The following is a 23,280-nucleotide window of genomic DNA, read 5'->3' on the forward strand; positions in this document are numbered from 1 at the left end:
CCCTCGGTCACAGTCCCCCGGCCGCATCCGCCCTGGTTGCGAGGTTGCATCCGCACCTCGCGTTCGGGGCCTGGCCAGGGGGCTCGTGGGTGATGGGAACCGTCCCGGTGCCGGTGGTGGACTTCCGGACCGTGCCCCTCGTGGACGCGGCCTGCCGGACCTCAGGTGAGATCGCCCGGGGCGAGGTCGGGCCGGACGCGGTGCCGGGAGGGGTTGCGCAGGTATCCGGCGCGGGTGCGGGGCGAGTGTCCAATAAACGGCCCTGTCTCACTTTCGGTGGTGACGGAGGATGCTGTCATCCGAGGAGGATGCAGTGGCGGAGCAGGGTGAAGCCTGCACGTCCGTGCATCTGACGCTGCCCCTGCCGAAAACCTCATCCACCCGGGTGGGAGCCGGTTTGTGGGCTGCGGGGGGCTCGGGTACGGATGCTCGAAGTGGGCACTCCCGCACGGCTGCTGACCGCCCCGGCATGATGGTCGATCGTGCTGCTGCGACTGGCCTACCTCGCAGTGACGAACGCGCTCGCTCTACTGCGCCTGCTGCCGATGAGCGACCGGGACAAGGACGCGGAGATCCTCGCCCTGCGCCATCAGGTCACCGCCCTGGAACGTCAACTCGACAAGGAGAAGGCGCGGTTCGCCCCGAGCGATCGGGCGTTCCCGGCAGCCCTGGTGCACCGGCCGCCGATGCAGGTGCTGCGCCGCCGGCAGCCGCCCCGACACCCGCATGTTCACCGGACCGCGCGGCGGACGCATCACCACCGCCGTCCTGCGCGACCCCACCCACTGGGACGACGTCGTCCGCGAGCTCGGCCATGAGCACCTGCGCCGCCACGACCTGCGCCACACCGGCCTGACCTGGATGGCAGACGCCGGAATCCCCCTGCACGTCCTGCGGTTGATCGCCGGACACGGCTCCCTGCACACCATCCAGCGCTACCTCCACCCCGACCTCCACTCCGCCATGAACGCCGGCAACACCCTCGGCACCCACCTCACGCCGAAGCCCGGCCTACCCCCACCCCCGCCGAACCACGGCCGAACACCGTCATCGGTTGCGGACTCGCTTCTTGGCGTACATCTCCTCGGTGGTGACGCGGAGAGTCTCATCGGCATCGACACCGCATCTCCCCCAGCGTATGCCGAAGCTGACCTCAAGTCGGAAGGCGTGTCCCTCGAAGATGACCGGGAGCACGACGGCATCGCGCAGGTGGGTCATCCGGTCTTGGGCTTGCCGGATGCCGAGGCCGTCGGCAAGAGCGGCAAATTCGTCGCCGCGCAGCCGGGACACAGTCTCGCCTTCGCGGACGGCGCCGGTGATGCGTCGGGCCAGCTCGATGAGGGCGGCGTCGCCTCACCCGGTCCGTCCGTGTCTGGCCCAGAACCTCGACCGGCAGGCCGGACAGGAGGTAGGTGATGCGCGGGGCGTCGTCGCCGGCGTCCAGCGTCCTCGGTCCACCGGCCCCCCGCGACGATGCGTTCGACCGCCTCGCGGACCTGGCGGGCGGTGATCGCCGCCAGGTCGGTGCCGGGCGTGAGACAGAGCTCGTCCAGGAGCGCGGACCAGGAGGTACGGCCGCTCCCCACGGCGACGACGACCGAGTACGGCCAGCCGGACATCATCTGGTGCTTGGCATTTCCGCGGCCATAAGTGTGCCAGAACGGGCGGTCCTGCGCGGTCCCGGCGTCCGGCCGCAGCCACGGCGAGGCGACCACGGCCAGGACCAGCCGCCAGGGGTGCGCAGGCTGGAGCTCCCCCTCCCGGCTTCCCAGCGGACCGCCTGGCGGATGCTGGCCTTGTCCCGGCGCCCCTTGAGCAGCTCGACCGCGACCGCCCGCCAGTCGAGGAACCGGAAGTCAGCAGCCAGTTCGTTTCCAGCGTGGAGTCGGAGGAGTCGTCCGCGTCGCCGACCCGCGGCAAGCACCGGTGGCGGGCAGCCGTGGGGTGGAGGCGGGCGAGTGTCCATGCACGCCCGTCGTGTCCGGCTTACCAGTCGTGAGCGATCACCGCGCTTGTAGCAGGCCAGGGCAGCGGTGACTTCACCTGCGGCGGCACCCGCTCCGGCACTACCTGTCAAAAGGGGAATCGGCATGCATGGCCGGAGACGCACCGAAAGCCCGGCAGGCGCTGAGGCATGCCCGGCACGCGCCAAACCACCACGCGCGCTGCGGGCAGCACCCGCTCTATGCCGGCTGCTTCTCTACGACGACATCGAGCTGCTCGATCGTGGGCTCCTCGAAGAGCACACCCGTGTTCTCACCGAGCGCTTCCGCGACCGCACCCGACAGATGCACCTGGCGCCCGTCGTCGTCGGGAAAGGCATCGAAGATCCCGAACGACGAGGGTCCGAACCGGATTCCGAACCACCTGACGGTCTTGGGCTCCCCCTCGACGATCGACAGCCCCTGGTTCAGGAAGTCGCGGACGTCGTCCTCCCTGCCGGGCAGCGCTTCGAGGCGCACCAGAACCGCTTTGCTGACCTGCGTTGCCATCTCGGGTCTCTCCTTTGCTCGGTTCACGAAACTCGCCTTCCGGCCCTGGTGGGAGCGCTGGGCGCCGTGGAAACTCCTCGCCGGACTGTCCGGGGTGAGGTGGCCTACGGTCTCAGGACCGCGCGCACGCAGCCGTCATTCTTGTGCTTGAACATGTCGTCACTCTTCGGTCCCTCGTCGAGGGACACTGGGTGGGTCATGAGGTGATCGGTCTTGAGCTCACCGGCGGCGATGGGCTCGAGCGGGGGCAGGCCCTTGTTCATGAGCATGGGGAACTTGTCGTACAACCCGCCGAACACGCTGGATCTACTCTCACTGTCACTTGGCGTCGCCCCACGTGCAACCGCAGTCCGCAGGCGGCCGGCGTGCGATGCGCGGACCGGGCGACTTCTTGGACAACGCGCTCCAACGGCCGTGACGATCCGGGCCCCGGCCGATCAGGCGGCCTGACCGAAGCCGACCGCCGCCGACGGCCGTGGGCGGAGCCCGGTCGGGCTCGATGCAGGGGTGTCACAGCATCTCCAGCGGCCGTTTGCCCTCCGGCGGCGGAAACGCCCGGTCCAGGGCCGCGAGGTCCTCGGCGGTCAGGTCCACCTCCAGAGCTGCCCGGTTGTCCTCGACGTGCGCGCGCGAGGACGCCTTCGGGATCGCGATGACGTCCTCGTGCCGCAGGACCCAGGCCAGCGCGATCTGCGCGGGCGTCGCACCACGGGCGGCTGCCACCTCCCGCAGCCCCGGATGACCCAGCAGACGGCCCTGCTCGACCGGCGAGTACGCCATGAGGGGGATCGACAGCTCACGGCACCTGGGCAGCAGACCGTACTCAGGGCCTCGACGGCCGAGGTTGTACAGCACCTGATCGGTCTGCGGCACGGCCCCCGGCGGCAGGTCCGCGAGATCGGCCACATCCAGGTTGCTCACCCCCCAGGAGCGGATGTCACCCTCCCGTACCAGGGACTCGAACGCCTCGACCGTCTCCTCCAGCGGCACGGCCCCACGCCAGTGCAGCAGATACAGATCGATCCGGTCCGTGCGCAGCCGGCGCAGGCTCCCCCGGCACGCGCCGGCCACTCCACGGGCGCCGGCATGGGAGGGCAGCACCTTGCTGACCAGGAACACCTCGTCCCGCCGTCCGGACACCGCCTCGGCCACCACCTCCTCCGCCGCGCCGTCCCCGTACATCTCCGCGGTGTCGACAAGGACCATCCCCAGGTCCAGCCCGGCACGCAGGGCCGACACCTCGGCCGCGCGACGCCCGAAATCCTCCCCCATCCCCCAGGTGCCCTGGCCGAGCGCCGCGACTGCGGCCCCGCAAGGAAGGATGATCGTCCGCAGATCCGCCATGGCTGCCTCCTGGATGTGACCGGTGACCAGGACCGCCAACCACCGATCTCGAGTCGTAAGCGGGGTCGGGGCGTTCAGCGGGGCCGGCCGAGTGCTGCGGCCGGGCGCAGGTCCTCCTCGAGCCCCTCGCCCACGGCCGCGCCGGCCAGTGCCCGCCCGAGCCGGGGTGCCTGCTTGAACAGGTTGTGCCCAGCGGCGAAGAAGATCCCGTCGGCCTCCCAGACCGCCATGCCGTCTTCGCTCCACGGCAGGCTCGTCACCCAGCAGTGCAGGTACTCGACGGGTTCGGGGTCGAGGCCGGGCAAGGCCCGGGAGACGTACACGCGGGCGCGGTCGTTTAGCGCCACCAGTGCGTGGGGGTCCGCGAAGCTGCCGTCCTCCCGCACCTGTACGGTCTGGCTGAGGCCCACCGCGTAGCGGCTGTTGCCGGGGTAGGGGGCCGCGTAGACGCCGACTTCGCCGAAGTCGCCGCTGCTGTCCTGGAGGCACGCGACTCGCTGCGGGGGCGCTCCCCCGACCTGGAAGGTCAGGCGGACATGGGCGGCCGGCTGAACGGGAAGCGAAAGGCCCACGCCGCGCGCCAGCCTCGCTGTGTGCAGGCCCGCGCACACCACGGCCGTTGCGTACTGCTCGCGGCCGGCGGCGCTGAGCACCTCCACCGTGCCGTGGTCCGTCGGATGCACCGAGATGACCTCCTCGGTGACCACCCGGTCGCCCAGCGCGCCGGCCAGACTCTCGATCGCAGTACGCGTACGGATGGCACCGCCGCCCTCGTCCAGCATCGCGGGCCCCTGGTAGTCCGCCAGCAGCGGCATACGGGCGCGAAGCTCCGTGCTGTCCACCGCCCTGACCGGCATCCCGCCGACATCCTGCAGAATGCGCAGCCTCTCGGGAACGGGAGTGCCCAGAGCGACCACCCCGTCCTGGGAGACGAGTTCCGCGCCCAGCTTGTCGGCCCACTCGTCCCAGACCGCGCGGCCCTGCCGCGTGAACTCGACCAGGCGGGCGTCGTCGTGCGCGTGGCGGAAGATGCGGGACTGACCACTGGACTGCCCGTGCCCCGGAACGCCGCTTTCGTAAAGCCGCACGGCCGCGCTGCGCTCGACCAGCGCGTAGGCGGTGCAGAGGCCGACGATGCCGGCTCCTATGACGGCCACCTCGGGAATCCGGTCCATTCGATCGCCTCGCTTCGCATCCTGGAGCTGCCCTCTGCGGAGCAGGGATCGGGTTCACCTGTCGCCGCGAACGGGTGGGTGGCCGGGTCAGGCGGGCGGTATCGGCCCGCTCTGCGTGACCCGTCGGCGGGATCGCGTCTACCTCAGTTTTACACTGGTCCGGCATACGTCAAACGGACATTTCAAATGAAAACGGGCCACGGCTCGACGTCGAGCGTGCTCCCGTGCCTACAGTTCCAGTCACGGCCTTCGTCCACGGGTAAGCCCTGCCGCCAGGGAGCACTGTCACGAACGGCGACCGTGACCGCGGCGGTGGGCGTGACCGCTGACCCGGCCGGGCCGGTTCTCAGAACAGAGGTGATCCGATGAAGGTGCTGGTGACCGGTGGGACGAGTGGACTCGGACTCGCCATGGCCTCCGCCCTGGCCGCGTCGGGAGCCTCCGTCGCGCTGACTGGGCGGTCCGGCGAGCGTGCGGAGTCCGCCGCCGCGGGGCTGCCGGGGGCGATCGGCATCGAAATGGACGTGCGCGACGAGTCGTCGGTGACCAGGGCCGCCGACGAGGCGTGGTCGCGGCTCGGCGGCGTCGACATGCTGGTGAACAACGCCGGCATCGGCATGCGCACCGTCAACCCGCGCTTCATGACACAGCCGCAGGGCTTCTGGGAGGTAGCGCCCGAAGGCTTCCGCGCGGTGATCGAGACCAACCTGACCGGCTACTTCCTGGTCGCCCGCGAGATCACGCCACGGATGCTGGCATCCGGCGGTGGCCGCATCGTCAACATCTCGATGAACCACTCGACCATGCGGCGCGCCGGCTTCGTTCCCTACGGGCCGTCGCGTGCCGGCGGCGAGGCGCTGTCCCTCATCATGGCGGCCGACTTGCGGGGTACGGGCGTCACCGTCAACCTGCTGCTGCCCGGAGGCGCGACGGTCACCGGAATGCTCCCGCAGGACGTCACCCCCGAGGGCCACAGGTTCCTCAGTCCCGAGGTGATGGGCCCGCCCATCGTCTGGCTTGCCTCCGACGACGCAGCCGACGTGCATGACGAGCGCATCGTCGCCACCGAGTTCGGACAATGGCTTCGGGACCGGGAGAGCCGCCAGTGAGGGCACATCAGCACCGCTTTCGGGCACGCCCTGAGCTGGACCGTCGGCGCCCTGATCAACCTGGTCGACACCAGCCCCGCGCTCTCTCCGGGCGCTCCCAGGCTCTACATGCACATCGCCTGGCACATCTGCCACGGCGTCGACACCGAGCAGGCCCTGACACTGCGCGCTTCCGGCATCACCTCCCGGCGCATCGCCCATCTCCGCGGCCGCGACGCCGCCCGTCTCGGGCACCGGGCGGCCGGTCTCCGGCAGTGGACACCTGACCCCGGTGGCTCCAGGATCCCCGAGTCGGGCTTGGACGGCACACGTATGGTGTGATCAGCAGGGCTCGACGCTCTGGCCTCGTGATCATCTCGGCGCAGGCAAGGACGGCGACGGCGTACACATACGACCAGGCACGCAGGCGCCAACCTCGCAGTTCGGGGAGGCTTCCGTGGCCGTCACCGAGGCCTGGCCGAGGGTGAACCGCCCACTCCCGACGAATGCCGTCCCTCGTGCGATCGTCCCCGTTCAGCGGGGAGAGAAGGAAAGGCTGAGTTGCGCGTGCATCGCATCGGCCAGTCGGGTCAGCATCTGGACGGTCGGGCTGACCCGGCCCTGCTCGATGCGGGAGATCAATGCCTGCCCGGTGCCCGCGGCCTGGGCGAGTCGGGACTGCGACCAGCCCAGCTCCTCACGACGGCGGCGGACCAGTTCGCCCGCAGTCACGACGAGGAGTCGGGCGGCACGTACGGGGCCCGCCGGATCACCCGCGCGCTCGGGCGCAAGGGCCACGAGGTGGCCCGCTGCACCGTCGAGCGGCTGACGGCCGAGCTCGGTCTGGAAGGCGTGATCCGCGGCCGGCGGCGCCGCACCACGGTCCCGGAGCCGTCGGCGCAGCACCCGCCGGATCTGGTCGACCGCGACTTCACCGCGAGCCGCCCCGACCAGCTGTCGATCGCCGACGTGACCTATGTCCGCACCTGGTCCGGATAGGCATACGTGGCGTTCGTCCTTAACGTGTACTCCCGGATGATCGTCGGCTGGCAGGTCGCGAACCACATGCGGACCCAACTTCCGCTGGAAGCACTGGAGATGGCCCTGTGGAGGCGGAGGATCAAGAAGAACCCCGGCCTCGTCCATCACAGCGACAGGGGCTCACAATAGGTATCGATTCGGTATACCGACCGGCTCGTCGACATCGGTGCCTCCGCCTCCGTCGGGTCCGTCGCTGACAGCTACGACGGTCAGTCTTTTCGCACCGGATCCCGCAAGGATCGGGTAGCCCCGGCTGAGGCGGTCTGACCCTTGCTTATGACTGACCCCACGGGTGTCCTGGCGTTGGTCTGTCGACCGCCCGGCCGGGCACGCAGCAGGCGCTGCCGCCGGACGGACGTGACCTGATAGGAGCCTGGAGCCGACTCGCCAAAGCGTCCCCGTGACAGTCCTGTCCGTCCGACCGGCGACAGCTTGAACATCACGCTACCGACCGGAAGAAACACCGTGCAGCACAGCGAGCAGCCCAGATCCGGGCATGTCGTGATCGGCGCCGACACGCACAGACACGTACACGTCGCGGCCGTGATGGACACCATCAGCAAAATCCTGACCACCCTGACGATCCCCACCGACACCGGCGGCTTCCAGCAACTGGCCTACCGGGCCGCCTCGTTCGGCACCGTCCTGGCGTTCGGGATCGAGGGGACCGGCTCCTACGGCGCCACGCTCACCTCGTTCTTGCGCAGAGCCGGCCACAAGGTCGTCGAGTCCGGCCGCCCGGACCGGCGGCTGCGGCGCATGAACGGCAAGTCCGACACCCTGGACGCCGAAAACGCCGCCCGAGCGGTGCTGGCCGGGTTCGCCACCGCCTTGCCTAAGACCGCCGACGGCGAAGCCGAGATGATCCGCCAGCTCAAGATCGCCCACGACCAGGCCGTCGAACAACGTGCATCGGCGATGGTCACGATGAAGGGATGCTTGTCCACGCTCCCGACGCCCTGCGCCGGGAGAGCGCCGGCAAGACACTGATCACCCTGGCACGGCACCTTGCAGCCCTGCCTCCCCGCCGCCTGGAAGAACCCGAGGACGCCCTTCGCTGCACCCTGCGAACCCTCGCCAAGCGATGGCAGTACCTGGACGCCGAGGCCAAGGAGCTGACGAAGATGATCGGCGACCTGGTCCGGCGAGTCGCCCCGCAACTGCTCGAGCCCTTCGGTATCGGCGTGGACACCGCCGCGGAAATCCTCGTCGTGACCGGCGACAACCCCGAGCGGATCAAGTCCGAACCCGCCCCTCGCCAAACTCGCGGGCATCGCTCCCGTGCCCGCCGACTCCGGCGTGACCAACGGCAGGAACCGCATCAACCACGGCGGCCACCGCCAGCTCAACGCGGCGATCTACCGAACCGTCATCGTCCGCATGCGATTCCTCCAGCCCACGACGACTACGTCGCGCGCCGCACAGCCGAAGGCAAGACGAAGCGCGAGATCATCCGATGCCTCAGGCGCTACGTCATACGCGAGGTCTACCACCCGCTCCGACCCACCCCACGGACGGCCTCCGCAGCCAGTTGACAACTATAGGAGCGTCAACGCCCTCGCCGAGGCGTTCAACAGCCTCTTCAAGGCCGAGCTGATCGGAATGCAGGGCCCCTGGAAGGACGTCGAGCAGGCCGAACGGGCGATCTTCCAGTGGATCACCTGGTACAACGAAGAACGCCTCCACTCCGCACTCGGCTACGTGCCACCCGCCGAGTACGAACAGGACTACCGGCGAAGCCAGGAACCAGCCCCGCAATCCGCCTGAAACAGGATCACCGGACTCTACGAAACTCGGGGCAGCTCAGCCTCCCTCAGCGGCTTGGCCTCGGCCGCCTATTCCACGAAGGACCGCTGCACCAGGCGCTGGATGAAGATCTGCTCGTAGGGGTCTTTGGCGTCGTAGCCGTGGAGTACGCGATGCGCGCGGCGATCGACGTGCTCAGTACCTGGATGACGAGGATGTCCGCTGTCATCGCGACCAGGGTTCCGGCGACGGGGATCCCGGCCAGCATGCCCACGGCGCCGCCTTCGACCGCGCCGAAGGTCCGCCACTTGAGCATGCTGCGGGACAGCAGCCGGTCACAGACTTTGAGGTCCTGCTGCCGCACTTCGGTAGAACTCGTCAGCTCGAAGCCTTGCTTGCGGGCGAGCTTCTCGACGCTTCTCGGGTCGTTGAGCTCCCTAGCGGCGTCGTTGGCCAGTTCGAGCAGCGCTGTCGCACCCCCGAGCGCCGCGGGCATGGCGTGCTGACTACCGCTTCGCCCGCACGGCGTATCGGATCCCTGACCGCATCGGGCACCCCGTGGGCAACCCGGCTCGCGGCGGTTCCCGTGGCCTCACCGGCACGAGCGAGCGCGGTGCTCGCCCAGTTCGGCAGGCCGCGGCGGCTGTTGCGGCGTTGCCAGTGCTCGTTGAGCGTGTGCCACACCTGCTCCTCGTAGGCGCTCATCGAAACTGCACCAGGGACGAGTGGGCCGGTGTAAGTGCTCATTGAGGTTCTCCGCTCCAACAGTGATCGCTGGGTCCACGATGCGTTGCCAGCCGGCCGACGCATGGGTGAAGCCGCAGAGCGGGGGCGAAGCCGACCGCGCAGGCCGCCTTCGGGCGGCAGCACCCGGACGACGACCTGCCCTGTTCGGCCACGTCTGCGGGAACCAGCAGCCAGCCGGCCCCACGCCACGAAGGCGCCACGGGGCGTGGGGCACCTGCTACTGCTGTTTGTCGAGGTAGTCCCGGGCCGCGTTCAGCGTCCCGGCGACGTAGCCGTCGTGCGGCAAGTCCAGCCCCACGTACTGGCCCTCCTCGTCAAGGCTGCCGTCCGGCTGGTAGAGGCGCACGATCGGCGTGGGAAGCTCATTGGGATCCAGCGGCGGATCCCACCCGACGACCCGGCCCAGGTAGGACCGGTCATCGTCCCGAGCCGCGTAGTACAGCAGGTAGTGCGCCGGGTCCACGTGGAAGGGTGCGGCGCGATGCTGTCCCTGCCCGCCGGTCTGCGGCTGCGGCCACTCCCCGGTCGTGGACGCCGCCCGCCACGCTTGTTCGACGTCCTCGGCGGTCCGGCCGATCCACCACCGCTCAGTCACCTCGCCCAGCGACACGTACTCGTGCTCGCCCTCCACCCCACCGGTGCCGACGAAACGCACGACCGGCTCGACGGCAGAGGTGCTGATGGGATGCAGGTACCGGTAGAAAGCCACGACGCGCCCCACCCGCAGGTGGCCGCCCCCGTCCTCGCCGTAGAAGAAGCGGCCGTGCCGGTAGTAGGTGTCAGTGATGTCCTCGTAGACTGGCCAGTGCTCGAAACGGGGATTCCGGTAGTGCATCGTGATCTCCCTGTGATCGCCACAAAACACCACACGGTACCGCCTGGCCGCGCAACTACCCTCATCGCGCAGGGAGTTCGCCCTCCCCCCGGACGCGGGCGCGACGACGCATTCGACTCAGGCGGTGGCCGGCGCCCACGACACCGCGCCAGTTCTACCCCGTTCACTTTGGTGACTACTTCCGCGGAAAACGGACGGTGACCTCCGCCGACCTGCGGGCTACCGCGGTCAGGGGTTGCGGAAGCCTCGCCCGGGGTCGCGCGCAAAGTCGGCGTCGAACGCGGTGAACCAGTCGACCGGGGCGAGGTTGACCATGCCCAGCGCCTGGTTGGACTCGTTGCCGCTGTCCTCGATGCCGTCCAGGCTCTGGTCGAACAGCATGAGCACGTCACCGTCCTCGAAAAGCTCCTCGGAGGCGGCTTCCCAGCCGAAGTCGCGCCGGTCTTCGGGCAGAGCAGCCACGGTTATCGAACAGGATTCGAACCTGCTGCGCGGGATGCATTCCCCTCGGAAGCCAAGACCGGTGCGGCGGTACGCCGCCCGCGGCCACCCCAACGTCTCGGCCGCTGCCCGGGGACCCGCATCGCCTGGCTTGCCGCGCGGAGCGCGACACGGGACCGGCGTCTCCAGCCGATGGTGCGACGGAGCCCGGCGGACGCGATGACGACCGGCCGCCTGCCCTGTCAAGACGCTGGGACGACGAGGACTACATGAAGTACGGCCTCGACGCCGAAGCCGTCACCCGCCTGCGTTCCGCATTGGAGTCATGGGCCGACGAACTGGAGCTCGACGCCCGTCCAGCTGACAAATGGCGCCGTCGGAGGACAGCCAACCGGGCTCCACCCCCCTGACGCCAACCGGCCGTCCGACGTCCAAGCCCCCGACGACCCCACCAGATAACGGCCTCGGAAATCGCAAAACCCGCTGTCCTCCGCTTCTCGGGTGTGGCAATTGAACGGCTCTGTCTCACTTTCGGCGGTAACCGCGCGTCACGTTCGTTCAGGCCTCGATTGCGCAGCTCACAGTGGCGTTGTCACCGTGTCCGAAGACGAGAAGCCAGCCCGACAATTCCGTATACCCGTCTGGCCTGCGCACCTCGCCGTCAGCAACCGTTGCCACAAGGTGTTACCACCGAGAGACAGAGCCGTTTGTTAGACAATCCCACCCTGCGCAGCCATGCCATCAACCACCTGCTCCGAGCGGCCGGCCACACGAAAATCGCCGCCGTACTCCGCGAGATGTCCTACGAACCATTCCACCGCCCGCTGGCCCTCCTGGGCATCGACCGACCAGCACCGATCCAAGATCAAAAGACTTTGCAACAGCCCTGCCCCACGGGTGCGATGACTTCACCCGCGGGCACGGTAGTGGGCGAGTCGTGGAGCGTCCCATTCGACGATGTCGAGGATGTCGTCGAGATGCGCGTGGGCCCTTTCCTCGGGGTTAGGGAACTCCCGGTAGAGGAGCCAGAGGCCGTCGCGGATCGTTTCGAAGCAGCGCCAGTAGTAGCCCGAGTCGACGGAGTCACCGTCCTCCTCGCCGGCGGCGAACCAGAGGATGGCCCACATGGCCTCCTCCCTCTGGGACGGGTGGACCCCATCGACGAGCATGGCCATGACCACCGAGCAGACGGCGGGCGCGGGGGGCATCAGGATCGACTGGATGAAGGCATGCCCGTCCAGGGCGCGCAGGGCGCCCGGCCGGCCGTCGATCGCGGACTCCAGGAGTTCGACCAGGTGGCGTGCGGGCTGCTTGCAGCCGCAGGTGATCGAGTCCCAGTCCTGCCGGGCCAATTCCATGCGTGCCAGGTCCACGGACCTCTACTCCTCAAGCGAGAACGGATTTGCCGGACGGGCGGGCGGGGAGTCCCGCCCGTCATAGTCGACTACGCATCCATCATGGCTCCGACCAGGGCCCATCCGGCTCACTCGTGATGCCGGGTACGAAATTGCTCAGCGGATAGTCCAACTTGCACTCCAAGCACACCGGTGTGACGGCCGGCTGGTACATCGCCGGGTCCGTGCCCTGGATCTTCTCCTGGACGTAGGCGACGCCGGAGCGCACCTTCGTCCAGTCACCGCCCAGCGCGTGGACCACGTTCCCTTCCGCGCAGTAGGTCCCCTCACAGCCCTCGTACCCGGGGCCCGACGAAGCGACGGCTGTCTCACGGGTTTCGGTGTGGTAGCCGGAGACGTAGGACCTGGAGGCGAGCCGTGAGACCCGCTGGTTGACCACGGTGGCGCGCGCGAGGGAGGCGCCCTTGGCGGCTTGGCCCTTGGGCGTCCAGTCGGCGGGCGCCGCCTCTTTGTGCACGTAAGGTCGAAAGAACTGCTCCCGGCGGTCGGGATCTTGGCCTTGGCGCCGTCGGACTCGACCTGCTTGCCCGCGCCGGCGTCTTCGTCCGCTTCCCCACTGGTGGGATCGCCGCCGGCTCCCGGGCCGCAGCCGCCCATCATGGCGCCGCAGGCGGTGGTGACCGCAGTGGCTCCCGCGTCGATGCAGGCGGGGCTGGCCAGACCGGCGGGCTCCCCGGTGCAAACGCTGACGGCGACCACGGTGACCACGACCACCGCAGCGACCCCGACGTAGGGCGCGGCCTTCTCCACCACGTGGCCGGCGCAGCCCCCCGGGCACGGCCAGGGACGACAACGGAGGAATCCGCTTCCATCGGGTGGTGTAGACCGACTGGTAGATCGTCTCGTGGCTGATCCGCACCCCGGGGTCAGCACCGTGATGAAGACGCAGGTGCCCGGTGATCTGTTCCGGCGGCCACTCCTCCCTCAACAGGGTCAGCACCGCCTGCCTCAGTGCGGGTCTGCGGGCGAGCAGGCACTCCCCAGTTCGAGCGGTCGAGGTCAGGGCTGCCGGGGAGAGGGCCCCGGTCACCTGCCGGCGTTCATGACGAGCGAGACTACGGCCACCATGGCGGTCAGGGCTCCCATTGCCGTGGCAACGGGCGCGGCCAGGACGTGGTGCTGGTGGACGAGGTAGGCGAGCGCTCCAGCGCCCAGGAGTGCTACTACAACCAGCAGCAGCACGATCAGCAGCGTGACGATCGACATGACGAACCCCCTGGTCCTGATGCATCGGGACTCTCCCGGTGCGGGTGGTCGGCGTGCCGTGCCAGACGGTGCGCACGGTGCGCTATCTGGTGCAGTACTGTGCCGGCCGTGGTAGGAGTCTTCGGGGCAGCACGACTGTCGGAGAAGCGCAACAGAATATTTTTCGGACCGCGATAATCGCTGGGTTCTTTTGGTCTTTCGTTGAGGGGGGACACCACATTGGCGGATGAGAAGTTCGTTCAGGTGCCGCAGGATGCAATGCGGGAGCGTCGGGGACTGGCTGGGCGTCTGAAGATGCTCCGGCAGGCCACAAAGAAGAGCCAGCGGGAGTTCGCCGACATCCTGGGTGTGGACCACTCCACGGTTTCCGTCTACGAGAAGCCGGATGGTCGCGTGCCCGACCTCGAGTACATCGACGGATTCCTGGCCGAAGTCGCCAGCAGGAGCGATGTCACAGCGGACGTCCTTAAGGACACCCGCGACAGCTACGGCCGGCTGCTCCGGCTGTTATGCGACCAGCCCCACGAGCGGGGGCGCACCCACAACTACCGCCAGCTCCTGCGCGTGTACGAACTCACCGTAGAACGCGAGGCCCTCACCGCCGAGCTGGCCCAGGTCCGCGAACAGCAGCGGGACGTGGAAGAGGAACTGACCAGGCTCCGGCAGGACAGCAGCGCCGGTACGTCAGCTGATCCCGAGCGGGAACAGCAGCTGCGGGAAACGGCCGCAACCCTGCAACAGCGTCGCGGCGTACTGATCCACCGCAGAGACACGGTTGTCTCCGACTTGGACGCCTACCACGCACAGCTGCGACAGTCCCGAATACCGGCGCCTCCCAGCAGCCCGCCCACCATCCCGAACAACGGCGGTTGGACCGTTGGGGCCCCGCGACAGCGGTCCCTGCCGCCCTCGCCATCGCGCAACACCCGCCCCCACGCCACTGCGACAACCATCGTGGCCGGCGCCCTGGTCGTCCTGCTGCTGGGCGGCTGGCTGATCTATCGAACTACCAGCCCCAGCCCCAGTCACGACACCGCTGACCAGCAGCCCGCTCCCTCGCCCACTGTTACGGCCAGCCGCACCCGTAGCCCCAGCCCCTACCCGAGCCTCACGCCGACGTCGGCCGAGCCCGCAACGATGTTGCTGACCGATCTTCCTTCAGTCGCTGTAGAGAAAGACAACCTCGCCACCAGGAGCTTCGAGGTCGGCGACGGCACAGTGGACAACATCCACTACGCCAATGCCCTCGTGTCCAGCATCAAGAGCAACTTGAGCTTCCTCGACTGCGAAGACGCGAGTGGCTACTCCGAGTACAACCTCGGTCACCAATGGAAGAAGCTCACCATGGTCTTGGGCATAGATGACAATTCGACCGACCAATCAGCCCAGGTCACCATAACCTTGGACGGCAGAACACTCTACAAAAACGAGGTCCGACTCGACAAAACCCAACGAGTCCCTCTCGGTGTCACCAATGGCCTGCGTCTGCGTATCAGCTTTAACGACACTGACCCGAACGACTCCGAATGCCGCCTCGGCAAGGTCGTCATCGGAAATCCCACTCTTAGCCGATGATTGCGCCGCCGTTCGCGGCAACAGTCCGGCCCTGCCCGAACCTGTTGGCCGGTGGCATGGAGTCCGACCGCGCCATCACCTCTCGGCAACACGAGGGGCACCGCGAGCAGCGACCGTGATCACCGGCTTGTCGTCGTCCGTGAGAGGCAACATCCTCATCCGGTGGGGCGACATCCTCGCCGCGACCGCGCCGGAACTCGCCGGTCGGTTGGCGACGGTGGCGTTCGACGTCGACTGCGGCCGCCTGGACCTGCTGCCCGACTCACCCCCTATGCCACCCAACTGCGGACAAGCACCGCACGCCTGTTCGCCATGGTCAACCCAACCGCCAGCCGCGCAGCCGCGACGCGGTCCGCGGCATCCACGTCCTGGCGCCCGGCACCCACACCTCTGCCCCCGCCGCCGACATCCCGGAGCAGACCGCACCGGCGCCGGCCGGGCCGGTGCGCACCAAGATCGAGAGCCGGGACCAGGTGTTGCGTGAGCGCCGCGAGGCCGAAGAGGCGTTCGGCGATGGGCAGGCCGCGCTCGAGGAACTACGCGTCAAGGTGAAAGGCCGTGGGTTCGAGTTTTCCGAAGTGGCCTCGTAGCCGAACTCACGGGTCGTGCGTTCAGAACGGTACCGGAGCAGGCTCGGGTTTCTCCGAGCTTGCCGAACCGAGGGCACCGGTGTCGGGGTTGCTGGAACCGCAATGGAGCTGGAGGCATTCCGTCGGGAGCGGCTGGCTGTGCACGAGGACCGCCGAATCAGGGCTGCGACTGGGCCGCGTAGCCTCGTGTTCGCCCTCCTACGCAAGCGGGTCCTACTTGCCTGACCTGGCATCCGCAGAGTCGCCTGCAGCGTTCAACTGCTGGCGAGTGTGGACCAGATTCCTTCCGGATGGTCGGTCGGCTTCAGCCACAACCGAGGCTGAGACTGTCCGTATCCCTCGTGGATCTCCGGCTGCCAGAGAAACCGGCCCTCGGCGTCGGGCCATACCACCTGCATGAGAGGAAACGGGGGCCGCCGGTAGAACGAGATCGCACGCCCGAAGAACTCTCGGTACCAGCGAAGATCGGCCGTCATCGGGACAACCGGCCGCCCCTCGATGAGGTCGTGGTACTCCTCACCGCTTTTCAGTACAACCCCAGCTGCAGCCTCGCGTCCGAGGGTATTGAGCAGCACGTGCATTGTCCCGACGTCCAGGCCGAACATGGCCAGCTCGGGCACCTCGTGTGTGTGCCAGAGTCCGATCGTGTAGGCAAAGCCGGGCCCTTCGTCATCGGCCGGCACCATCACCACGCTCCAGCCGTGATCCCGGACCTGCTGCGCCGTCCGTAGGTCCATGCGATCGGCTTCATCTCGATCGCCGTAGTCATGGCAGATCACACAGCGACACATAGGACCGTCATCGGGCATGGCGGTGACAGTATCTTGCGAGCCTCCACGCACAGTTCGGCCCCCCACGTCATGCCCGGAGAACCCGGCTTCTGTGGTCCTGCGTTGTCGAGTGACGCACGGGAGTCTCGGTGGAAGGCTGGGACGATGGAACTCTTCCCTGCGAATCCCGACAGCCTGCACGACCCTGTGACGCTCCTCGACGAGCAGGGCACCGCTTGGGTGCTCCACCGCAGGCGGGTCGACCTCCGCACCGTGCGCCGACTCATCAAGGACGCCGCCACCCAGGTGGTGTGGGCGGACATGGGCGGCATCAGACCGCATCCCACGACCGAAGCCGAACGCCCCACACTGTGGGACCGGATCAGAAACGACTACAGGGGACCTGGCGGAAGCGGATCGACCGGGCGCTGCGTGGCTCACGAATTCCGTGCCGAGCCGGGGCACCGCATGCTGTACGTGGCGGAAGACTGCTGACACCACGAAAGGTGCGCCAGAACCCGGAAGTTGAGCCAGAGCCCATTCTCGTGAACAGAGCCACCGGAGTGCCCGTCACCTCGTCGTCGGGCCTTGATCGCTACGTGGTCTGCGTCTCGCTCAGCTCAAGAGGCCCCGGCGGTTCATCGAGTTCATGAGTTCGGTGCGCGCTTCAAGGAAGGCGTCACGGGCCCCGGACAGGTCGGCCAACGTCTGCTGGTATCGCTCGGGGTCAGAGTGCTTCCACTCCGGGGGGACCTCTACGTAGGTCGGAGGGCTGGAGCCGTTGTCCGGGTCGTGCATGCCGTCGAGTTCGTTGATCAGTCGGCGGAGGCTTTCCATGAACGTAGCGTGCGCGTCCGCCAGCTCAGGATCGAGGAATTTGATGTCGTTGTCGGTGTGTACGTCTTCGCAGTGACCGAGCACGCCAGCCGGCGCATCCGGATCCCGGGCACCACCGCGCATCCCACCGCGGCCTGGATGACACGAGACGGCCAAGAACCTGGTCATGGACCTCGAAGACGCCCACCGCCGGGCCCCTGCCTCCACGAATCGCCGATCCAGGCAAGATCGCCTGTCTCGATATACGAAGACGCGATCGACTCGGCGGCATCCTCCACGAGTACCACTATGCCACTTGACCTGCATGGACGAGGTTTTCGGCAAGGACAGGGTCGTTGCTCCCGTGTAGCGAACCTCACGACGGGCCGAATCTTATAGGTTCATGACAAGTGCTCGCCGCATCACGTCCGGACACATCGAGGGTTTTGGTTCAGGCAAGAGTCCGTAGTCGAGTGACCGCGCGACCACTGGATCGGACTGATGCAGATCACTCTGCATGATCAATGAGGCTGGAGTCCTTGGCGAACACGTCCGACTCCCTTCGGTGCACCGCCGCTCGGTTGCCTGGTGCGAGCGAGCGCTGTCCCTGGGGCGAAATCCCGGCTGTGGTACGCGCGGCAACCCGCAGAACCCGGACCCGATCAGCAGGCAACGCTCGCCCGGCCCGCCCCTGTCAGGTCCGCCGTGCCGCCGGCATCGGTTGCACCGCTCGCTTTACAGGCCTGCGTGCGGTGGCTTCGGTGTCCGGTTGCGCTGAAGCTGCCATGCCTCGGGTGTGACTGGCGTGTAGAGGTTGACAAGGGATCCGTCGGGGTCGCGGACAAGAGCCGACAGATTACCCCACGGCATCATGGTCGGAGGCTGAACGACGTCAAGATCCTCGCCGAAGTCGGTCGCCAGCCTCTCGTACACGGCGTTGGTGTCGTCGACGAGGAACTCGATGATCGCACTGTTGTTCGCACCCCCACGGGGCGTGTTGGTGGTGATGAAAGCAACGCGGGCGGAGCCGCTGACAGCGACCGTGGCCGATGGGGTCACCAGTTCGACGAAATCCTCGGTGAGGTACTGCGGGGTCGCACCGGTGAGGGCCTTGTAGAAGCGGACGAGCCGCGGAATGTCATCGGTGACGAGACGGACGGAGGCGAGGTGCACTGCGGCTGTGGTGGTCATGTGGTCACCGTAGAAGGAATACAGGTCATTCTCCGCCCGGAAATACCGCATCATCGCAGCTATGCCCCGACCAACCGCACGCGTCCTCGCCCTGCTGGAGTTGTTGCAGACGGGAGGAACCCGCACTGTTGCCGACCTCGCCGAGCACCTCGGAGTCGATCAGCGCACCGTGCGTCGCTATGTGGAGCAGCTACGCGACATAGACATTCCTGTGGACGGGGTTCGCGGTCGGTACGGCGGCTACCGTCTGGCCCGTCACTACCGCATGCCGCCGCTGATGCTGAACGACGAGGAAGGCCTTGCCGTGGTGTGGGCGTTGCTGGTCACCCGGCATGCGCACAGTGGCCCGGTAACCCCGCTGGTGATGGAGACGGCCACGGCGAAGGTGCGCCGAGTACTGCCTGCCGCGCTAGGCCGTCGCATCGACGCGGTACTCCGGACGGTGGACTTCACCGGTGAGCCACGCCCGGGCGCGGAAGACCACGACGACGCCGAAGCTCGTCCTGGTACTGACGAAGGCGCTCAGACGCTGCTCGGTCTGGCTGAGGCAGCACGGGACCAGCACCTGGTGGCGTTCGCGTACCGGACGCGTCAGGGGCATTCGGCTACGCGGCACGTACAGCCGCACGGCATCGTGGCGTACCAAAGCCTGCTCTACCTCACCGGCTTCGACGCCGACCGCCAGGCGCAGCGTACCTACCGCCTGGACAGGATGGCCGATCTGCGGCTTCTGCCAGGCACCTTTGAAGCGCCCGCGAACATCGACCCCGTGGCGCAGGTGTTGGGACCACTGTCGGCGGCGCCTTCGCGATACGACGTCTCCGTGCTCATCCGCGCTGATCCGGCCCATGTGCGGCGCTGGATTCCGGAAACCCTCGGGTCAGTTGCGCCGGCGTCTCCTCCCGATGCTGCAGACGGACATGACTGGCTGCACGTTTTTTTGCGGGCTGAACGCCTCGAGTGGGTCGCCGGGACACTCGCCATGCTGGACCGGCCCTTCATCATCCAACAGCCGGAAGCCCTCAAAACTGTGGTTCTCGCACTTGGACGCCGACTGGCTGAACACTCCGCCCGGTAACGCGACGTCACCGACGATGAGGAACGACTCGATGCCGCCCGCGGCCAGGACGGCCTGATCGCGGGTGACCCCGGCGAGCCTCGCGCTTTCACGAGTGGGGGCGCCGAGGCTTGATCACATAAGCAGAGAGCACCCCTGAAATGCAGCGATTGGACTTTTCTAGGGTCCTGTTGGCTGCACGGAAAGGGGCGCTCTCCGGGTGAAGAAGGCTATCTGATCGTACCCACGCGGTCCTTGTGAGGGAGGGGGTTCCGCCACCGGATCGAGCTGTTCGCGAGTGGCTACTCGGAACCGGTGCCTGGCTCAGACGGTTCGAACAGTACCGCCGTCGATGACGTACTCCGCGCCCACAATGGATGAGGCTCGGTCCGACACGAGGAAGCCGACCAGGTCCGCGACCTCTTCCGTCGTTGCGAACCTTCCGAGGGGAATCCCTCCGAGGGAAGCCATCAGGCTCTGCTCCGCCTCTTCGCGGGTCAGTCCGTTGCCCTTGGCGAGCTGGTCGATGAAGCCTGCATACGCGCCGGTCTGAATCCCCCCGGGGCTGACGGCGTTAACTCGCACGCCTCGTGGGGCCAGTTGGTTCGCGAGACCCTTGCTGTACGTACGCAGGGCACCCTTCGCTGACGCGTACGGCAACGTCGCGTCGTGCAAGGGCATCTGACGCTGAATCGACGTGACGTGGACAACTACTCCTGATCCCGCCGCCACCATCGCCGGCAGCAGCGCTCGATCCAGTCGGACAGCCCCCAAGAGGTTCAGATTGAGCTCCGCCAGCCAGTGCTCCTCGGCCGCTGCAGCGAATCCGCCAGGCGGGGTCGAGGACCCTCCGACAACGTGCACCAGGATGTCCAGCGCACCTCCCTCAGAGATCTTGGACGCCACAGCCTCTACACCGCCCACCGTGGAAGTGTCCGCCTCGATGAACCGGTCGGGGCGCTCGTAGCCGTCGGGCATAGTGCGTGCCGTGGTCCACACGTCGGCACCCAGCTCTCGCAGTCTCTCTACGACGGCCTTGCCCGAGCCCTTCGAACCGCCCGTGACCAGCGCCCGGCGACCGTTGAGACGGTCGCGATCTGAACTAGACATTTTGATCTCCCGAAGATCGAGGTGGCGTAGGTTCGGTCAGGCCGGGTGGTTGGCGATGACGAGTTCGGCGATGAGGTCGTCCCTCAGAGCGAACCGGTAGTCGAGCTCGGCGACGCCTCCCGGGAAGCTGCCTTCGAGCCGCACGGTGAGCACCCAGTGGGTGTCATCGACGCAGTGAGCGCCGATCTGCTCGGTCGTGTATTCGAACTCGGACCCGGCGTCCTGCAGGAACGCGTGGGTCTCCTCCCGGCCGCGGAAGGTCTCGCCCTGGTCGACGATCACCGCATCCTCGGCGAGGAACGAGGAGGCGGTGTCGGCGTCGCGGGCGATGTGCGCCGCGAAGAACTGGCGCACGGTGGTCGGGAGCAGATCGGACGGAAGATCGGTGTGCTGTGTCATGAGCCCACCGTGTGACCTCGCGGCGCGGGAGGGTCAAGCCGTGGACTCTCCCCCTGGGGGAACGTTCAGAATGAGGGGATGCTGACCATTGGCGAGTTCTCGCGGCTGACCCACTTGAGCGTGCGGACCCTGCGCCGGTATCACGAGGCGGCCCTGCTGGAACCTGCCGTGGTGGACGAGACCACCGGTTACCGCTACTACAGCGTCGATCAAATCCCGACCGCACAGGTCATCCACCGGCTCCGCGAGCTCGACGTCCCCCTGAGCGATGTGCAGCAGATCCTGCGGACCCGCGACCCCGGTGTCCGGGCGGCGCTGGTCGCAGACCACCTGCAACACCTCGAGGATGCGCTCGACCGCACCCGGGCCGCGGTCGTGTCGCTGCGCCGCCTGCTGCGGCCCGACCCCGCGCCCATCGACGTCGAACTGCGTGCGGAGCCCGCACGGACGGTTGCGGCGGTGGAGGCCGTAGTCGGGCATCGCGACATCGAGACCTGGTACGCAGGCGCGATGGCCGAATTGGAGGCGGCCGTCGCGGGCGACGTGACCGGACCGCCGGGCGGCAGCTACGACAACGCCCTTTTCGAGCAGGAGCGCGGGCACGCGCTCGTCTACCTGCCGTCCGCTGCGCCACCTCGCACCGGACGCGTGCACCCGGTGAGTCTGCCGGCCGCGGAACTTGCGGTCACCACCCATGTCGGCGAGCACGACGGCATCGAGGTCACGTACGGCGAACTCGGGACCTGGGTGGTGGAGAACGCGATGTCGGTGGCCGGGCCGGTGCGGGAGGTCTACGTTGTCGGCCCCCGAGACACGAGCGATCCCGCTGCGTGGCGCACCGAGATCGGCTGGCCGGTCTTCCGTGTCACCTGAGGCGGTCAGTGCGGTGCGGAGCCCTGGAACGACGGGGCGCACACGTTGAGCCTCGCGCTCTCACGGGTTGGAGCAGCGAGGCTTGATCAAATAAAGCAGAGAGCACCCCCGAACTGCAACGATTGGCCCTTCTAGGGCCTTGTTGGCTGCACGGAATGAGGTACTCGTGGTGGAGAAGCGTATCGGGTCGTACCCGCGTGTCCGCATCGAGAGCGGCGGTCGGACGGTGGTCTCGCAGGCCGGGGGGCGTGCTGCTGGTCGAGACCGTACGCAAGGTCGGCTCGGCCACCGCGATCTCGGCGGCGCTGATGCCGTGGCGGCAGCCGAGGGCCGTCCACGATCCGGGCAGGGTCCTCCTGGACGTGGCCCTGACGGTCGCCTTGGGCGGTGACTGCCTCGCGGATGCCGGCATGCTGCGGGCGGAGCCGGCTGTGTCAGGGCCGGTGGCCTCCGACCCGACGGTCTCCCGCCTCATCGACACCCTCGCCGCCTCCGAGGAGGAGGCTCTGGCGGCGGTCCGTGCTGCCCGGGCCAAAGCGCGCGCCCGCGTCTGGAAGTTGGCCGGCGAGCGGGCGCCGGATGCGGACGGGGCGGTGACCGTGGACCTCGACGGGGGTGCTGGTGATCGCACACTCGGACAAGGAGGACGCCGCACCCACCTGGAAGCGAACCTGCGGCCACCACCCGCTGATGGGGTTCGTCGACCACGGGCCGGGCGGTACCGGTGAGCTGGTCGCGGCTCTGCTCAGACCGGGTAACGCGGGCTCGAACACGGCGGACGACCACGTCACCGCCACCCAACTGGCCCTGGCTCAGCCGCCGAAGGAGTACCGGCGCGGGCGCCGGACCCTGATCCGCACCGACTCCGCCGGCGGCACCCATACCTTCGTCGCCTGGCTCGCCCAGCGGGGACGGTGGCTGCCCTCCTCCGTCGGCATGACCGTCACCGAGCAGATCTACAACCATGTGCTGAAGGTTCCGGCATCCGCCTGGACGTCGGCGGTCGAGACCGGCGGCGGGATCCGCGACGGCGCCTGGGCTGCCGGACTCACCGGCGACGTCCTGACCGGCTGGCCGAAGGGGATGCGGCTGATCGTCCGCGAGGAACGACCGCACCCCGGTGCCCGGTTGCGGATCACCGATGCGGACGGCCTGCGGCTGACGTGCTTCGCCACCAACACCACCAATCTCCCGATCGCCGAGCTTGAACTGCCCCACCTGACCAAGACACCCGGACCACCGGCGCCCGCTCCAGGGCGCTCAGCAACCCTCCGCCGCGTGTAGGAACCGCACAATCCGCACCCGAATCACCTAATCTTGGTCCCCAGAAAAATAGCCTCTGACCTGCGGCTTTTCTAGAGCCATGGTC

The 23,280-nt window shown here is 67.9% G+C and carries 28 protein-coding genes and 1 pseudogene; 13 read left to right on the forward strand and 16 right to left on the reverse strand.

Going from position 1 to position 23,280, the window contains the following annotated elements; all coding sequences use genetic code 11:
* Positions 1-726 precede the first annotated feature (726 nt).
* Positions 727-1,416 carry a tyrosine-type recombinase/integrase gene (locus tag V7E46_RS33760; protein WP_443053951.1) on the forward strand — a complete coding sequence of 230 codons (690 nt, stop codon included), beginning with the start codon at positions 727-729 and terminating at the stop codon, positions 1,414-1,416.
* Positions 1,417-2,183: 767 nt separating this feature from the next.
* Here the strand turns inward: V7E46_RS33760 and V7E46_RS02535 are convergent.
* From V7E46_RS02535 to V7E46_RS02550, 4 genes are all read right to left on the reverse strand, one after another.
* Positions 2,184-2,492, reverse strand: coding sequence for a putative quinol monooxygenase (locus tag V7E46_RS02535; RefSeq protein ID WP_333766862.1), 309 nt, complete (start codon positions 2,490-2,492; stop codon positions 2,184-2,186).
* A 104-nt stretch (positions 2,493-2,596) separates the two neighbouring features.
* The gene (locus V7E46_RS02540) at positions 2,597-2,761 is read right to left on the reverse strand and encodes a hypothetical protein (protein ID WP_333766863.1); all 165 of its coding nucleotides are present in this window, start codon (positions 2,759-2,761) and stop codon (positions 2,597-2,599) included.
* A gap of 241 nt (positions 2,762-3,002) precedes the next feature.
* Positions 3,003-3,836, reverse strand: coding sequence for an aldo/keto reductase (locus V7E46_RS02545; RefSeq protein WP_333766864.1), 834 nt, complete (start codon positions 3,834-3,836; stop codon positions 3,003-3,005).
* A 74-nt stretch (positions 3,837-3,910) separates the two neighbouring features.
* On the reverse strand, positions 3,911-5,011 hold the full coding sequence (locus V7E46_RS02550) for an NAD(P)/FAD-dependent oxidoreductase (protein WP_333766865.1): 1,101 nt from the start codon (positions 5,009-5,011) through the stop codon (positions 3,911-3,913).
* A gap of 365 nt (positions 5,012-5,376) precedes the next feature.
* Between V7E46_RS02550 and V7E46_RS02555 the strand changes: the two genes are divergently transcribed.
* The gene (locus tag V7E46_RS02555; RefSeq protein ID WP_333766866.1) at positions 5,377-6,120 is read left to right on the forward strand and encodes an SDR family NAD(P)-dependent oxidoreductase; all 744 of its coding nucleotides are present in this window, start codon (positions 5,377-5,379) and stop codon (positions 6,118-6,120) included.
* Positions 6,121-6,228: 108 nt separating this feature from the next.
* Positions 6,229-6,441, forward strand: a complete 213-nt coding sequence (locus tag V7E46_RS02560) for a hypothetical protein (RefSeq protein ID WP_333766867.1) — start codon at positions 6,229-6,231, stop codon at positions 6,439-6,441.
* Between the two features lie 192 nt (positions 6,442-6,633).
* Here V7E46_RS02560 and V7E46_RS33765 read toward each other — a convergent pair whose 3' ends face one another.
* Positions 6,634-6,897 (reverse strand): helix-turn-helix domain-containing protein, encoded by a 264-nt coding sequence (locus V7E46_RS33765; RefSeq protein WP_443053958.1) that lies wholly within the window; start codon positions 6,895-6,897, stop codon positions 6,634-6,636.
* Here V7E46_RS33765 and V7E46_RS02565 point away from each other — a divergent pair.
* From V7E46_RS02565 to V7E46_RS33770, 4 genes are all read left to right on the forward strand, one after another.
* The gene (locus V7E46_RS02565; protein WP_443053959.1) at positions 6,778-7,098 is read left to right on the forward strand and encodes an IS3 family transposase; all 321 of its coding nucleotides are present in this window, start codon (positions 6,778-6,780) and stop codon (positions 7,096-7,098) included. The genes V7E46_RS33765 and V7E46_RS02565 overlap by 120 nt on opposite strands.
* A gap of 6 nt (positions 7,099-7,104) precedes the next feature.
* Positions 7,105-7,269 (forward strand): DDE-type integrase/transposase/recombinase, encoded by a 165-nt coding sequence (locus V7E46_RS02570; protein ID WP_333766868.1) that lies wholly within the window; start codon positions 7,105-7,107, stop codon positions 7,267-7,269.
* Between the two features lie 372 nt (positions 7,270-7,641).
* Entirely contained in the window at positions 7,642-8,130 is a 489-nt protein-coding gene (locus V7E46_RS02575) for an IS110 family transposase (protein WP_333766869.1), read from the forward strand.
* 309 nt (positions 8,131-8,439) lie between these two features.
* On the forward strand, positions 8,440-8,907 hold the full coding sequence (locus V7E46_RS33770) for an integrase core domain-containing protein (protein ID WP_443053960.1): 468 nt from the start codon (positions 8,440-8,442) through the stop codon (positions 8,905-8,907).
* A gap of 46 nt (positions 8,908-8,953) precedes the next feature.
* On the opposite strand, the gene V7E46_RS02590 is transcribed toward V7E46_RS33770, so the two are convergent.
* From V7E46_RS02590 to V7E46_RS02615, 6 genes are all read right to left on the reverse strand, one after another.
* The gene (locus V7E46_RS02590; RefSeq protein WP_333766870.1) at positions 8,954-9,382 is read right to left on the reverse strand and encodes a hypothetical protein; all 429 of its coding nucleotides are present in this window, start codon (positions 9,380-9,382) and stop codon (positions 8,954-8,956) included.
* Positions 9,383-9,850: 468 nt separating this feature from the next.
* Positions 9,851-10,468, reverse strand: a complete 618-nt coding sequence (locus V7E46_RS02595) for a hypothetical protein (protein ID WP_333766871.1) — start codon at positions 10,466-10,468, stop codon at positions 9,851-9,853.
* A gap of 228 nt (positions 10,469-10,696) precedes the next feature.
* Positions 10,697-10,930: a hypothetical protein gene (locus V7E46_RS02600; RefSeq protein WP_333766872.1), complete on the reverse strand. Its 234-nt coding sequence runs from the start codon at positions 10,928-10,930 to the stop codon at positions 10,697-10,699.
* Between the two features lie 887 nt (positions 10,931-11,817).
* Positions 11,818-12,282 (reverse strand): hypothetical protein, encoded by a 465-nt coding sequence (locus V7E46_RS02605; RefSeq protein WP_333766873.1) that lies wholly within the window; start codon positions 12,280-12,282, stop codon positions 11,818-11,820.
* 82 nt (positions 12,283-12,364) lie between these two features.
* Positions 12,365-12,781, reverse strand: a complete 417-nt coding sequence (locus V7E46_RS02610) for a hypothetical protein (protein WP_333766874.1) — start codon at positions 12,779-12,781, stop codon at positions 12,365-12,367.
* Positions 12,782-13,350: 569 nt separating this feature from the next.
* Complete coding sequence (locus V7E46_RS02615) at positions 13,351-13,530, reverse strand: hypothetical protein (protein WP_333766875.1); 180 nt, start codon at positions 13,528-13,530, stop codon at positions 13,351-13,353.
* A 219-nt stretch (positions 13,531-13,749) separates the two neighbouring features.
* Here V7E46_RS02615 and V7E46_RS02620 point away from each other — a divergent pair, with 219 nt between their 5' ends.
* Positions 13,750-15,105 carry an NPCBM/NEW2 domain-containing protein gene (locus V7E46_RS02620; protein WP_333766876.1) on the forward strand — a complete coding sequence of 452 codons (1,356 nt, stop codon included), beginning with the start codon at positions 13,750-13,752 and terminating at the stop codon, positions 15,103-15,105.
* A gap of 443 nt (positions 15,106-15,548) precedes the next feature.
* On the forward strand, positions 15,549-15,695 hold the full coding sequence (locus V7E46_RS02625) for a hypothetical protein (RefSeq protein ID WP_333766877.1): 147 nt from the start codon (positions 15,549-15,551) through the stop codon (positions 15,693-15,695).
* A gap of 254 nt (positions 15,696-15,949) precedes the next feature.
* Here V7E46_RS02625 and V7E46_RS02630 read toward each other — a convergent pair whose 3' ends face one another.
* The gene (locus V7E46_RS02630) at positions 15,950-16,504 is read right to left on the reverse strand and encodes a DUF4262 domain-containing protein (protein ID WP_333766878.1); all 555 of its coding nucleotides are present in this window, start codon (positions 16,502-16,504) and stop codon (positions 15,950-15,952) included.
* Positions 16,505-16,630: 126 nt separating this feature from the next.
* Here V7E46_RS02630 and V7E46_RS02635 point away from each other — a divergent pair, with 126 nt between their 5' ends.
* Positions 16,631-16,960 carry a hypothetical protein gene (locus tag V7E46_RS02635; RefSeq protein WP_333766879.1) on the forward strand — a complete coding sequence of 110 codons (330 nt, stop codon included), beginning with the start codon at positions 16,631-16,633 and terminating at the stop codon, positions 16,958-16,960.
* Positions 16,961-17,080: 120 nt separating this feature from the next.
* Here V7E46_RS02635 and V7E46_RS02640 read toward each other — a convergent pair whose 3' ends face one another.
* Positions 17,081-17,470: a hypothetical protein gene (locus V7E46_RS02640; protein WP_333766880.1), complete on the reverse strand. Its 390-nt coding sequence runs from the start codon at positions 17,468-17,470 to the stop codon at positions 17,081-17,083.
* Positions 17,471-18,016: 546 nt separating this feature from the next.
* Positions 18,017-18,472, reverse strand: a complete 456-nt coding sequence (locus V7E46_RS02645) for a VOC family protein (RefSeq protein ID WP_333766881.1) — start codon at positions 18,470-18,472, stop codon at positions 18,017-18,019.
* A gap of 61 nt (positions 18,473-18,533) precedes the next feature.
* On the opposite strand from V7E46_RS02645, the gene V7E46_RS02650 reads away from it, so the two are divergent.
* The gene (locus tag V7E46_RS02650) at positions 18,534-19,550 is read left to right on the forward strand and encodes a helix-turn-helix transcriptional regulator (RefSeq protein ID WP_333766882.1); all 1,017 of its coding nucleotides are present in this window, start codon (positions 18,534-18,536) and stop codon (positions 19,548-19,550) included.
* A gap of 303 nt (positions 19,551-19,853) precedes the next feature.
* Here V7E46_RS02650 and V7E46_RS02655 read toward each other — a convergent pair whose 3' ends face one another.
* Both V7E46_RS02655 and V7E46_RS02660 read right to left on the reverse strand, forming a co-directional pair.
* Complete coding sequence (locus V7E46_RS02655; protein WP_333766883.1) at positions 19,854-20,639, reverse strand: SDR family oxidoreductase; 786 nt, start codon at positions 20,637-20,639, stop codon at positions 19,854-19,856.
* 36 nt (positions 20,640-20,675) lie between these two features.
* Positions 20,676-21,038 (reverse strand): nuclear transport factor 2 family protein, encoded by a 363-nt coding sequence (locus tag V7E46_RS02660; protein WP_333766884.1) that lies wholly within the window; start codon positions 21,036-21,038, stop codon positions 20,676-20,678.
* 78 nt (positions 21,039-21,116) lie between these two features.
* Here V7E46_RS02660 and V7E46_RS02665 point away from each other — a divergent pair, with 78 nt between their 5' ends.
* Both V7E46_RS02665 and V7E46_RS02670 read left to right on the forward strand, forming a co-directional pair.
* Positions 21,117-21,911, forward strand: coding sequence for a MerR family transcriptional regulator (locus V7E46_RS02665; RefSeq protein ID WP_333766885.1), 795 nt, complete (start codon positions 21,117-21,119; stop codon positions 21,909-21,911).
* A 169-nt stretch (positions 21,912-22,080) separates the two neighbouring features.
* Positions 22,081-23,192: pseudogene (locus tag V7E46_RS02670) on the forward strand (IS1380 family transposase); the annotation flags it as partial.
* Positions 23,193-23,280: the final 88 nt, after the last annotated feature.

Origin of the sequence: Streptomyces sp. IBSBF 2435 (assembly GCF_036815005.1) — a bacterium.
In the GTDB taxonomy this organism is placed as follows: Bacteria; Actinomycetota; Actinomycetes; order Streptomycetales; family Streptomycetaceae; genus Actinacidiphila.